General features: G+C 39.6%; 11 protein-coding genes and 1 pseudogene. 11 read left to right on the forward strand and 1 reads right to left on the reverse strand.

Translation table 11 applies throughout. The features are described 5' to 3' along the window. Positions 1–302 precede the first annotated feature (302 nt). The 8 genes and pseudogenes from KUA46_RS14350 to KUA46_RS14385 all read left to right on the forward strand — a co-directional run. Positions 303–1,310: pseudogene (locus tag KUA46_RS14350) on the forward strand (TonB-dependent receptor plug domain-containing protein); the annotation flags it as partial. A gap of 165 nt (positions 1,311–1,475) precedes the next feature. Continuing rightward, entirely contained in the window at positions 1,476–1,721 is a 246-nt protein-coding gene (locus KUA46_RS14355; protein WP_218487983.1) for a hypothetical protein, read from the forward strand. Next, the gene (locus KUA46_RS14360) at positions 1,721–2,941 is read left to right on the forward strand and encodes a hypothetical protein (RefSeq protein ID WP_434725800.1); all 1,221 of its coding nucleotides are present in this window, start codon (positions 1,721–1,723) and stop codon (positions 2,939–2,941) included. The genes KUA46_RS14355 and KUA46_RS14360 overlap by 1 nt, the downstream gene beginning before the upstream one ends. Positions 2,942–2,976: 35 nt before the next feature. Further along, the gene (locus KUA46_RS14365) at positions 2,977–5,211 is read left to right on the forward strand and encodes a SusC/RagA family TonB-linked outer membrane protein (protein ID WP_256625110.1); all 2,235 of its coding nucleotides are present in this window, start codon (positions 2,977–2,979) and stop codon (positions 5,209–5,211) included. A gap of 13 nt (positions 5,212–5,224) precedes the next feature. Further along, entirely contained in the window at positions 5,225–7,030 is a 1,806-nt protein-coding gene (locus tag KUA46_RS14370; RefSeq protein ID WP_022121103.1) for a RagB/SusD family nutrient uptake outer membrane protein, read from the forward strand. A gap of 36 nt (positions 7,031–7,066) precedes the next feature. Continuing rightward, positions 7,067–7,915 carry a hypothetical protein gene (locus tag KUA46_RS14375; protein WP_022121104.1) on the forward strand — a complete coding sequence of 283 codons (849 nt, stop codon included), beginning with the start codon at positions 7,067–7,069 and terminating at the stop codon, positions 7,913–7,915. Positions 7,916–7,970: 55 nt separating this feature from the next. Then, positions 7,971–8,675 carry a hypothetical protein gene (locus KUA46_RS14380; RefSeq protein ID WP_217326553.1) on the forward strand — a complete coding sequence of 235 codons (705 nt, stop codon included), beginning with the start codon at positions 7,971–7,973 and terminating at the stop codon, positions 8,673–8,675. A 172-nt stretch (positions 8,676–8,847) separates the two neighbouring features. After that, positions 8,848–9,846 carry a PDDEXK nuclease domain-containing protein gene (locus KUA46_RS14385; RefSeq protein ID WP_218487909.1) on the forward strand — a complete coding sequence of 333 codons (999 nt, stop codon included), beginning with the start codon at positions 8,848–8,850 and terminating at the stop codon, positions 9,844–9,846. Here KUA46_RS14385 and KUA46_RS14390 read toward each other — a convergent pair. Continuing rightward, positions 9,804–11,060: an ATP-binding protein gene (locus KUA46_RS14390; RefSeq protein ID WP_218416268.1), complete on the reverse strand. Its 1,257-nt coding sequence runs from the start codon at positions 11,058–11,060 to the stop codon at positions 9,804–9,806. The two genes, KUA46_RS14385 and KUA46_RS14390, sit on opposite strands and share 43 nt — an antisense overlap. A gap of 206 nt (positions 11,061–11,266) precedes the next feature. Here KUA46_RS14390 and KUA46_RS14395 point away from each other — a divergent pair, with 206 nt between their 5' ends. From KUA46_RS14395 to KUA46_RS14405, 3 genes are all read left to right on the forward strand, one after another. Then, positions 11,267–11,602, forward strand: a complete 336-nt coding sequence (locus tag KUA46_RS14395) for a hypothetical protein (protein ID WP_218487908.1) — start codon at positions 11,267–11,269, stop codon at positions 11,600–11,602. Between the two features lie 52 nt (positions 11,603–11,654). Further along, the gene (locus tag KUA46_RS14400; protein ID WP_218487907.1) at positions 11,655–11,825 is read left to right on the forward strand and encodes a hypothetical protein; all 171 of its coding nucleotides are present in this window, start codon (positions 11,655–11,657) and stop codon (positions 11,823–11,825) included. Positions 11,826–12,189: 364 nt separating this feature from the next. After that, positions 12,190–13,122 (forward strand): Rpn family recombination-promoting nuclease/putative transposase, encoded by a 933-nt coding sequence (locus KUA46_RS14405; RefSeq protein ID WP_218487906.1) that lies wholly within the window; start codon positions 12,190–12,192, stop codon positions 13,120–13,122. The last annotated feature ends 102 nt before the right edge of the window (positions 13,123–13,224 follow it).

Here is a 13,224-nt window from a genome sequence, read left to right on the forward strand (position 1 = left end):
ACTAAAATCAAAATAATACTTAAAATCAGCAAAATAGTATCAGCTTTTTTCGTAAAAGAAATGTAACTTTGCAATCGAAAATCTGTTTGCCACTTATACTTCCATAAAAAATGACTTCAGATTGGTGATGAAATGAAACAATAATAAACAACATAAACAATAACCATTATGAAATTGAATTCAACTTAACCTGTTTGTTTCCTTCGTATCTGATAGATATGTCGGGAACTAAAAGAATGACTATTTTTGATAGTCTGAGTCAACAAACGTTTAATTCTATTCAACCTAGAAAGTACTAAAGTATGAATTTGAACTTAAAAAAATCAATGCTGCTTGTGGGAGCGTTAGCATCGTTAGGCTTGAGTTATACAACTGAAGCATGGGCGGCATCTCCTAGTCAGAGCGTAAATGCTGTACAGCAGGCAAAGAAAGTAACCGGTAATGTGAGCGATGCAGAAGGTCCTATTATCGGTGCAAGTGTAGTAGAAAAGGGCAACCCTGGTAATGGTACCGTTACAGATCTTGATGGTAACTTTACCTTGAACGTAAAGCCGGGCGCTACTATTGTAATTACCTATATCGGTTACCAAAAACAGGAAATTGCTGTGGGTAACCAGTCTAGTCTCAAAATCACAATGAAGACAGACGACAAGACTCTCGATGAAGTTGTTGTCGTAGGTTATGGTGTTCAGAAGAAGAAGCTCGTTACCGGTGCTACCATCGAGGTAAAGGGTGATGATATTCAGAAGATGAATACCACACAGGTGCTCGGCGCTTTGCAGAGCCAGACTCCTGGTGTTAACATTCAGGCGGCTTCCGGTCAGCCTGGTGATGGCTTTAAAATTTCTATCCGTGGTGCCGGTACCAACAGCTCTACCGCTCCTCTTTATGTAATTGATGGAGTTTCTGGTGGTGACATCAATGCTTTGAATCCTGCCGACATCGAGCGTATCGACGTATTGAAGGATGCCGCATCTTGTGCCATCTACGGTTCTGCCGCAGCCAATGGTGTAATCCTTGTAACTACCAAACAAGGTAAGATGGGCAAGGTTCAGGTTACTTATGATGCTAACGTGGGTTGGCAGAATATGTATAAGAAGCCTCAGTTGTTGACAGCAAAGCAGTATATGGCTGTTCAAGACCAGGTATCTTACAATAATGGAGGCTCTGCTTATGATTGGTCTAAGTATATTGATGCAGATTTGTTGAATGCATACCAGGATGGTTCTAATGCAGGTACAGATTGGATTGATGCAATTCGCAATAAGAATGCCATCGTAACCAACCATTCTTTGAATGTGACAGGTGGTAGGCTGTTCAAAATCCGAATCAAAATCTGGTATAAAAAAATGGTGTTATATAGGTGTATTTAAGTTACTGATATTTAACACTTTAATATACAAAATAGTTCTTTAAAAATTTGTATAACTCGCTGATTTTTAGTATCTTTGCAAATAAAAACAAATACATAAGATATGAAAAAATCAGTCAAAGATATGGAGCCAAAAGAGCTTCAAAAGTATGCCGAAAAACTAAAGAAGGAAAATAAGTCTCTAAAAAGGGACAAACGTAATCTTGAGAGAAGATTGTCTACCTCTCAGAATAAGTCCAATAAGTATCGTTCTGAACTTAAAAAAAAAGAAAAGCCGAACGTAGGATTGGACAAGGAGACTTACGAACAAATGATGAGTCTATTAGACGACATCATTATTCATCCTTAATGGTTGCTTTGAGTACGGCTTTTTATGCTCGTCTGTCTATAGGTTCACGTCAGATTGTTGAAATATTCAATATCCTGAATGAGTTTATGGACAATATTTTCGGTAAAGTACCAGCTTATACGACAATTGGCTATTGGGCACAAGAGTTAGGGCTTAGTGTCTATAAGGAATCGTGTACCCTTTTCAAGGGTAAGCGTTATGCCTTGATTGTCGATGAAAGCATGATGATTGGCAGTGAGAAGATGCTGCTTACACTTGCTGTTGCGGCAGATAATATAGGAATGGCTATTACTGAAAAAGACATATCCATTGTAGACATATCTATCGCTAAGAGTTGGAATGGAAAAACTATTCAGGAAGTATTGGAGAAAGTCGCAGCTAAAATTGGGCATGAGCCAGAATATGTTATCAGCGACAACGGCTCCAGTATATGTAAGGCCATTAGAGATGCTGGCTATAAACATCACCATGATATTAGTCATACTCTTGGCATGTTTCTTGAAAGAGTTTACAAGAATGATCTTGATTTTCAGGAGCTTTCAAGTAATGTTCAGATGGCACGTCTTAAATATAACATGCAAGATGTTGCTTATATACAACCTCCATCGCAACGAAGTATTGCACGTTTTATGAACATGTCAAAATGGATTGACTGGATAAGCAGGATGCAGTATGTATATCATACATTGCAAGAGGATATAAAGAGCATATATGCCTTTATTCCGCAGAATGCTTCTCTGGTTGATGAATTGGCCGAAACGATGGACTGTATAACGAAGATTGAAAAAGACATAAAAAACAACGGGTGGTCTCAAGTCTCTATTGCCCGTTGCAAAAAACTCGTGACAGAAAGCTTGATGTTGAAGCATGAGCGACAGCGAAAAGTTGGCTCTTATATCTTGGGATATTTAGAACGTGAGCTCTCTCTCTTAAATGAAGGAGATGTACACAATGCAAGTTCTGACCCAATAGAATCAACATTTGGAGTGACTAAGGCTAGAATGTCTAACGACAAACTTACTGGTGTTACCCCAATGATTCTTATAATACCTCTGCGCATAGCCTTGGCTGACAAAAATAGGCGAGTTGGTTTCGAATTTAAAGAACGTTTGGAGAAAGGAAGACATCGTCACATCAAAGAATGGACTAGTACAAACCTCTCTCCTAATTTGACCGTGAAACGCATCAATACCTTAGGGAATAAATGCGTCGGATTTTAAACGGATTTTGAACACCCTAGACAGGTGGTAACGACTTGTCTAAATTCTCTATGGGTGTAGGTTATCAGTATCAGGATGGTGTTCTCGGCAATGTCGTTAAGTCTGATTTCCGCCGTTTCACTTTCCGCTTGAACTCTGAGCATGTTGTTTACCGTGTAGGTAAGCGTGATGTAATTAAGATCGGTGAGAATGTTTACTATCAGCACAAGCAGAATCAGGGTGTTCAGATTGGTAACCAATATTCAAATGTTCTCTCTGACATGCTTCGCGCTAATCCTTGTGTACCTATTTATAACAAGGATGGTAATTATTTTATGTATGACGATTTGAAGAACTCTGGTTCTGCCGGTTGGTTTGCTTTCAATTCATATACAAGCAACCCTATTGCTTCAATGCTTAATAACCAGTCTGGTGCAAATAAGAGCAAGTCTTTTAACTTGAATGCTGTAGGTTATACAGAGATTTCACCTATTGAAGGTCTGACCTATCGTGGCCAGATTGCTTATAAGCAGTGGTCTAATTCATGGAGATGCTATTTGGCTGAATATCGTTTGAATGACCAGGGTGCTAGCCGTGATAAGGATCAGTTGTCTGATAATGTTGGCTTGGGATGGAATTGGACGTTGACTAACACATTGAATTATAAGTTCAATATAGCCAAGTTACACCACTTCGATACTTTGGTAGGTATGGAGTATTACAAGTCTAGACCAGACTATGGAGAGACTGTTAATGCGACAGTTAATGGTTCTATCTTTAAGGATTTTGCACATGCTTATCCTAGCTTGGCTGATGGCAATGCTGTGGCATCTGTCGTTACAGGTGAACCTGCTGGTTATGAGAGCAAGTTGTCTTACTTTGCTCGTGTCAACTACGACTTTGATGAGAAGTATATGTTGACTGCAATTATCCGTGCTGATGGTTCTTCTAACTTCTCTCCAGATAAGCGTTGGGGCTACTTCCCTTCTGTATCTGCTGGTTGGGTAATCTCTAATGAAAAGTTTATGGAAAGTACTGCCTCTTGGTTGGACTTCTTGAAACTTCGTGCAGGTTGGGGACAGAATGGTAACTGTAATTTGCCAAGTAGCCAGTGGCGTGCTGGTTTTGAGTTTGGTGAGTATGGTGTTTATCCTTTCAACGACAAGACAAGCAATACTACAGGTGCTTATCCAAACCGCCTTTCAAACCCAGATTTGTCTTGGGAGACTTCTGAGCAGTTGAACATTGGTATCGATACCCGTTTCTTGCATGGTCGCTTGGGCTTTACTGCAGACTGGTATAGTAAGAAGACCAAAGATCTCTTGATTAATGTCCAGGCTAATGCTGTTTCTGGTTTCAGTACTCAGTGGGTAAACGGAGGTACTGTAGAGAACAAGGGTGTGGAGCTTGCACTTAATTGGAATGATAAAGTGGGTAAGGACTTCACTTATGGCTTGAACTGGAATATGGCTATCAATAAGAATGAGGTGACTGAGATTAAGGGTGATGCCGACTTCATTGAGGGTGGTAAGGATCTCTTGGCTCAGAATACTGGTAATATGGCTCGTATGTGGAAGGGACATGCTATTGGATGTTTCTATGGTTACAAGACAGAAGGCGTTATGCAGAATGAGGCAGACGTTCAGGCTTACCTTGACAAGAACTGCAAGGGCAATGCCGCTAACTCTCTTCAGGGTACAGGTATCAAGCCTGGTGACTTGAAGTTTGTTGATGTCAATGGTGATGGTGTTGTCAATGCGGATGATAAGACCGATATTGGCGATCCTCATCCTGATGTCACAATGGGCTTCTCTTTCAATATCGGCTATAAGGGCTTCGACTTGAGCGCTACTACTTATGGCGCTTTTGGTCAGCAGGTAGCTCGTTCTTGGCGTAAGTTTACCGATGGTCAGTACGAAAACTATACCACAGAGGTTTATGACTACTGGCATGGTGAAGGTACTTCTAATAAGTATCCACTTCTTGCCCCAGGTAATACGGGTGTAAACTGGCAGCAGGTTTCTGATATTTATGTTGAGAATGCAAGTTACTTCCGTTTGCAGAACCTGACAGTCGGTTATGACTTCAAGAATATCTGGAAGAATTGTCCATTCCAGCAGCTTCGTCTCTACTTCACTGCTCAGAACCTCTTTACAATAACAGGTTATAAGGGTATGGATCCAGAAAATGGTATGTCCCTTAATGGTAATGAGGCATGGGTTACTGGTGTAGATGTTGGTAACTATCCACAGCCACGTACTTATATGGTGGGTGTTAATGTTAAATTCTAAAAGCGAAATTGCAATGAAAAAAATATCATTATATATAAGTGCGGCGATTGTTGCCTTGAGCATGTCGTCTTGCGACTTAGACTCTTTAAGCATGAAGGAAGCTGATACAACCAACTTCCCTAAGACTACTGAGCAGATTAACCAGACTTTGGCTGGTGTATATCAGAATTTGAATGAGATATCCAAGAATCCACAAGAATCATACTTGTATTGGTCTCTTCTTGCCAGTGATGATATGCTGGGTGGTGGTGGTCTCAATGATAAGTTGATGCAGGCTTGTGACTTGCTTTGCAACTATGGTACCAATATGACCGAGAACTTCTGGAAGGCTAGATATCAGGGTATCAACCGTGCCAATACTTTAATTGAGGCTTTGGAAAATGTAGAGATGGAGGCTACGGCTAAAGCTCAGGCTTTGGGTGAGGCTAAGTTCTTGCGTGCTTTCTATTATTATGAGTTGGCATCTATGTATGGTCGTGTTCCATTGAACCTTACATCTACGGCTCCAGACAATACTACTCCTCCATCTGCAGCCGAGATTTGGGGTCAGATTCTTCAGGATCTTTATGAAGCATCAACAACAATGCCTGCTCAGCGTTTGACCAATGGTCATGTTGACAAGTATGCTGCAGAGGCTATGTTGGGTCGTGCTTGGTTGTTCTATACAGGTTTCTATTGCAATGGTGAAGAAATCAAGGACTTGACCAGTACAAATTATTCTCCAATGACAGAGGTCGCCTTGCCTAATGGTACCACTCTGACAAAGAAGATGGTTAGCGATTTGATTGATGACTGTGTCAATAATGGCAAGTCTGCTGGCTATGCTTTGGTTCCAGACTACCGTGAGTTATGGGCTTATACCAATAAATATACAGTTGAGGACTTCCCTTATACAAAGGGACAGAACTTAAAGTGGGCAGAGGATGATAATCAGGCTAATCCTGAGTCTATGTTTGCTATTAAGTTCAACAAGACTGCCAGCTGGAATAAAGGTTGGGGTATTGGAACTTGTAATGGTTATGCTCTTCACTTCGGTGTTCGTGGTGGCCAGCCTTATGCTGATACATTCCCATTCGGTCAGGGTTGGGGTGCAGGTCCTGTAGCTCCTAATCTTGTTAATGACTGGAAGGTGGCTAACCCTAAGAATACGGATGTTCGAGAGGACGCATCTGTAAAAAATGTCAACGATATGCCTGCTTATAAGCATGGTGGTGCAAGTTGGGCTGATTTTATCCAGGAAACTGATTACTATCAGATGAAGTTAGGACCAGTCGCTTGTAAGACACCTGTGGGTTCTGCCTATAGTAAAGAATATATGGAGGTCTTTGAGTTGGCTATGTATGGATTGGATGGTTGGCTGAATGATAACTATATGCAGACTGGTAACATCCGTGACCTGGTATTGATTCGTTATGCCGATGTACTTTTGATGCAGTCGGAGCTGGAAGAAAATGTGGCTGGTATGAATGAAGTTCATAAGCGTGCAACAGGAGTAGCAAACTATTATACTTCTTATTCTTTGGCAGATCTTCAGAAAGAACGTCGTTGGGAGTTGGCTTTCGAGGGTACCCGTTGGAATGATATCCGTCGTTGGCACATCGCAGCTGCAGCTCTTGATAAGCAGACAAATCAGCCAATTTATACTTCAGGTGCAGAATCGAAGAATGTAGCTCAGAATGGTGGCTATACTACTCGTTATAATGCAACTGCCGGCTTTGCTAAGATTCCAGAGAACCAAATCACTTTGAATCATGGTATGCTTCAGCAGAATGCTGGTTATACTGATGCATCTGGTGAGTATAATGGTTGGAAGGAGTAATATTTGTTCGTTTAATGTTTTAAAGACAATGGAATTATGAAAAAGATATTGTTTATGATACCATTATTGGCTTTATTGTTCACTGCATGTGATCCTACAAGCGAAGATAATGGTCCTGGTGCAAATATAAGTGCAGAGGAACTGAATAATGGTTTTACTATAACTCAGGAGAGTGATGGTAATAATAACCTTACTTTCAATATTTCTCCTGCAAGATATGTGAAGATTTATAATGCCGACAATAATGGTCTTGTTGCTCAAGGTACTGGTTCTTTGACTACCCAGGTGGTTCCTCCTGTTACTTCTGCAAATTACTATGTTGAGGCAATTAACCCAGATGGTTCTATTGTGAAGTCTTCAAGTAAAGGCGTAACAGTTAATAACTATACTAAGTTACCTGCTATCTTTGACCAAGTATTTGGAAAGGATGCCAATGGTAATTATCTTACCTCTACATGGACTTGGGATGATTCATCCGATAAGTGCTGGGGCAATGGTGGCTGGGGAAGCGACCAGGGGCCTTCTTGGTGGGGCTTCAATGCTGGAGCCGATTTGGAAGGTCAGGCCAGTGGTAAGGGCTTAGCTGGTGATGGCTTACCTGATGCTTGGTTCTCTCTTAGCTTGAGCGAAGGTGTCAAGACGAGTCGTGGTGAAACAGGTACTGTAACCGTTAACGATGAACCTTCTCAGCAAGGTTGGGATATTGGTACTATGACATTCTCTGGTACTGTTCCTTTGCTGGGTGTACTTCCAAACGATGGTAATGCACGTTGTTACAAGTATCAGATTATCAAGGCAACGGGAGATAAACTTATCCTCGCAGCCCAGTCATCATCTGGTACTGAAGGTTGGTTCTTGTCATTCAAGAAGATTCCTAATAAGTAATTATATGGGTGTTGGAGTTATTTTCCAATTCCAACACCTTTAAATATAAGGTTTTATGAAGAAGATATTTTTATTTCTATTCTTGTTATGCAATTTACTTTCCGTTAATGCTGGTGAATTACAGAGAATATTAGCCTCTGATACTTCTACTCCAACTCCTGAAGGATGCACAAAGGTTGTGTTTGTTAATGGAACTTCATGTGCTGCAATACCTTCTATGGTGATAAAGGATGCATCAGGTGAAACTTTTGTGCTGGTAGCCAAGGAATCTAATGGAGCTCCTTATATGTATTTTATTCCGAATGGAAAGTATACTGTGGTATCAATGAGTAATGTTAAGCGTTGTAATACAGCAAAAGGAGAATTGAAAAATGGAGATTCTTTCGATGTTCCTTCCGTTGGATATTTTACCTTGGAGTCTAAGTTTGACACTCCAGTTGTTGAGTATGCAAAATCTTATGGACCATATCCGATGCATTATGAAAAGGCAATACCTTCTGGTTATTCAAAGATTATAGTAGACTCTAGTAAAGATTATATAAATGGTGTCGTTTCTTTGAAGCGCCTTTCTGATGGTAATTTGTATAGGATTTTAGGTAGTGCCACTTATTATCAGCAATGGTATTATTTTATACCAAAAGGTGATTACCAAGTTGTGAGTGTAGGCTCCGACTATAAGACTAAGATTAATGGATTCACTGCTTATCAAGGTTTTAAGGTTACTTTTTTAGATAGTGGTTCTGTTGCCTTTAGTAAATAGAAATGCAAAAAATGATAATCGTTGTGATTATAATATAAATAAGGTTAGGCCTCGGCTGTAGTGATTACAGTCGGGGCTTTTCTTTTTGCCCTATACTGAAATATTATCCGAAATGTTTGGTATATTCAATTATTTGTCGTACATTTGCGGAATGGTTTAAATGTTGGCTGCTATGGCAAAAGATTCTATTATTTATAATCATGATGGGATGGAACTTCCTGTTGATGATTGGAAGCATGGAGAACACTCTTTCGTGGAGTTGACGCATGTGATTCAAAGTACTCATGATGCAGCACAAACTTGTGCCGTCAAAGCTATCAATCGTATGCAAACGATGCGCAATTGGCTCATTGGCTATTATATCGTGGAGTTTGAACAGCATGGTAAAGACCGTGCTGAGTATGGTTCGCGTCTTCTTAAGAAGTTGGAGGAAAAGGTGGAACGTAAAGGTCTAAATGTGACTTTGTTCCAATGGGCACGAAAGTTTTATAATCTTTATCCTCAGATGGCAGATAATCTAGCTCCTATGAATTTTATTAAGGATAAAGGAATTTGTGCGACAGCGTCGCATAAATCTGAGGGAATCAAGTTTATAGCTAGAAAAAGTGCGACAGCGTCTCATAATTTTATGACCCCGGGAGCTATTTTGATTTCAAGGCTATCCTATAGTCATATACGTGAGATTATGGCGATAGACGATCCCCTTGCTCGTTACTACTACGAACAGGAGTGCATCAAGTGTACTTGGTCTGTTCGTGAGTTGCGTCGACAGATAAGTACCAATCTCTATGTTCGAGCTGGTATTAGTACTAATCCCGAAAAGATGTTGTCTCTCCCAAGTATGAAAGGGCATGATTCTAATGAACTGCAGATTCGAGAGCCTTTTACGTTTGAATTCTTGGGATTGAGGGCTCAAGAGGTCGTTACAGAACAGGATATAGAGGATGCTTTGATTACTCATTTGCAAGAATTTATCTTGGAGCTAGGTAAAGGCTTCTGTTTTGAGTCTCGTCAAAAACGTATAGTGATAGATGACGAGTATTATTATCCAGACTTGGTGAACAACTATAAGGTAAAGCCTCGGCTGTCGTTCTACAGTCGGGGCTTTTCTTTGCTCTGTCACAGCAATTATAATATATTGAGACTATTTGAATTCATCAAGAAATCATAGACGTTCATAATAATGATTCCGTCGTCATTTTGATATGTTGGTGTTGGAGTTCCAACAATGACATATTTAGTAAATCCATCTTTAATTTTCAGAAGAGAGTTCATTTCTTGGTCTATTTTGTCTTGGGTGGGCAAAGCATATGCAACTTGAATATAGTACCTCTTGAATCCTTGGTTGCATACGAAATCTACTTCGAGCATAGATTGCTTGCGTTTGCCATCTGCATCTGTCTTGCTGATTGGAACTTGACCAACATCTACAGATAGACCTCTGAGTCTTAACTCATTGTAGATGGCGTTCTCCAATAGGTGCGTAAATTCTGTTTGTCGAAAATTGAGCCGTGCATTTCGCAGTCCTAAGTCTGAGAAATAATATTTGGAGGGTGTGCTAATATACTTTTTGCCTTTGATGTCATATCTTACAGATTTCTCTATCAGAAATGCATCTTGCAACAAATCAAGATAACTTTTGATGGTATCTTGGCTTAAGTTGCTCTGCTTGATAGACTTAAAACTATTGGCCAGTTTCGCAGGGTTTGTTAAACTGCCAATGTTGGAGGCCACAAGCGTAATGAGTTCTTCCAAGTCGTCGTCTTTTAAAATAGTATATCTTTCTTTGATATCACGTAGATATGTGTGGGTAAACAGATTCTTGAGGTACTCTACCTTTCTGTTGGTTTCGTTCATTGTAACTATTTGTGGCAGCCCACCATATGTTAGGTATTCGTTCAGAAGGTCTTCTCGGTTTCCTTCTTTTACTGATGTAAACTCTTGGAAACTGAGAGGTGTAATCTTGATTTCATCTCCTCTGCCTCTAAATTGTGTTATTACATCTTTAGAGAGGAATTTTGCATTACTTCCTGTAACATATACGTCTGCGTTGGTGATTTTGAGATAGCTATTTAAGACATCCTCGAATTCTGGCACTAGCTGTACTTCGTCTAACAGTATATAGTGCATTTGGCTATCTACAAACTTAGAGTCTATATGTTTGAGGAGCGCATCAGGATTTCTTAGGAATGCATTTCGGCGGTCTTCCAGGTCTACCTTGATAATATGCTGCTCATCTACTCCTTGGCTTTTGAGATAATTTGTGAATAAGGTAAACAATAAATATGACTTTCCGCATCGGCGTATTCCGGTGATGACTTTTATCATTCCATTGCCTTTTCGGGCAATAATTCGATTGAGATGTATGTCGCGCTTTATTTCCATATTCGATTCTTTAATGTAATGTATGAATAATATCGAGTGCAAAGATACGCTTTTTTCTTGAAATATACGCTCTTCTTTCGATTTTTTTATGTAATGTATGAAAAATCTCAAGTACGCTTAAATAGAATCAATCGTTGTGATTATAATATAAATAAGGTTAGGCCTCGGCTGTAGTGATTACAGTCGGGGCTTTTTCTTTTTGCCCTATGCTGAAATTTTATCCGAAATGTTTGGCGGTTACGATAATTAGTCGTAAATTTGCAGCGGTTCTAAAATTTAGTTTTATGCAGACAGTTAATTTACAATATAACGTTCCTGCAGGTTATAGTCTGGAGGAATTTGTGGCTAAGGTTAATTCTTATGTTGCCCGCTTGGCAAAGAAATGTCAGGCAGGAGAGGAGTATGAGCCAAATGAAGAGACGAAAGCGGCTATTCGTGAAGCCCAGGCTCACATGGAAGCATATAAGCGAGGTGAAGAATGGGCAAAGAAAGACGTATTTGATAACGTTGATGATTTAATGGCTGATTTAATGAAGGATTGAAACAGATTCTTTATCCAAGTAAGTTTAAGAAAGAAGTTCAAAATATACTTATATGGCAACAGCAATAAAAGCAATTCCAACCTTGTTTGGTGAAGAGGCTGTGAATTTCAAAAAACGTGCAGATGAGGTAGAACGTAAGTTCAAGGCTCAGCCTGCAATAGATTGGAATAAGAATCCAGGTGTATTAGCTGCACGTAAAATGTGGGCAGAAATGATAAAGTAATTATGGGATTCTTAGAAGATAATTGTAAACTTAGTGTTCTTACAGAAAAGATACATTCAAATGATAATTATTCTTAATTATTAATGCTTTATTAGTTGATTTTCAGCAGTATTTCTTACCTTTGTTCCGAAAATCTGTGCAACTGCACAAAAAATCGGAATACAATGATTATAACTCGGCAGAAATATTTTGATATGAAATTCTTAAAATGAAACTAATATTAATAAAGGTAAGCCTTGGTTGTAGTTCTGCAGTCGGTGCTTTTCTTTTTGGATATCCTGAAATATTATCGGAAATGTTTGGCGGTTACGATAATTAGTCGTAACTTTGCAAGCGAATCAAAACAATTAAGGAGGTTTAGAAAATGGAAGAATTAAGAGATAGGTTTATACGCTTTGATTGGGCGATAAAACGACTGTTGCGTCAAAAGGCTAATTTTGGCGTTTTGGAGGGTTTCCTTACCGTATTTATAGGGGAACCAATCAAAATCGTAGATATACTGGAAAGCGAAGGTAACCAGCAGGCTGAAGATGACAAGTTCAATAGAGTTGATATCAAGGCAAAAAACAGCAAGGGCGATATCATTATAGTAGAAATTCAGAATACAAGTGAATTGTATTATCTTGAACGTGTACTCTATGGTGTGGCTAAGGCTATTACGGAACATATCAATCTTGGAAATACCTACAAGGAAGTGAAGAAGGTATATTCCATCAGTATCCTGTATTTTGATCTTGGCAAAGGCTCTGATTATATCTATGTAGGGCAGAACAATTTTGTAGGTCTGCATACGAAAGATAATCTTATTATCAGCACAAAGGAGAAGGATACTATCGTAAGAAAATCTCCAGCCGAAATCTTCCCAACTTATATGTTGGTAAGAGTGAATGAGTTTAACAAGGTAGCTGTGTCACCAATTGAGGAATGGGTGGATTATCTGAAAAATGGCGTTATCAAACCAGATACCACAGCTCCAGGTTTGCAGGAGGCACGTGAGAAGTTGAGATATTATTCTATGTCGGATGCAGAACGTCATGCTTATGATGAGCATGTCAATGCCATCATGATTCAGAATGATGTCTTGGGGAATGCAAAGCTGGAAGGTCGTGCTGAAGGTCGTGCTGAAGGTCGTGCTGAAGGTCGCGCTGAAGGTCGTGCTGAAGGTCGTGCAGAAGAAAGAAAAGAAACCGCTAAACGATTACTTGCTATGGGACTTTCTCCACAACAAGTTGCAGATGGTACCATGCTCCCTCTAGAGGAAGTTGAAAAATTGGTAGATGAAATAAAAAATAAATAAGTCTTAGCTCCGACTGCCGTTCTGTAGTCGGGGCTTTTCTTTTTTTGATATACTGAATGCTGTTCTTATTTGTCTGTTTTAACCTGTTGTGAATTGGTAAAA

Source organism: Segatella copri (genome assembly GCF_019249765.2).
Taxonomy (GTDB): domain Bacteria; phylum Bacteroidota; class Bacteroidia; order Bacteroidales; family Bacteroidaceae; genus Prevotella; species Prevotella copri_K.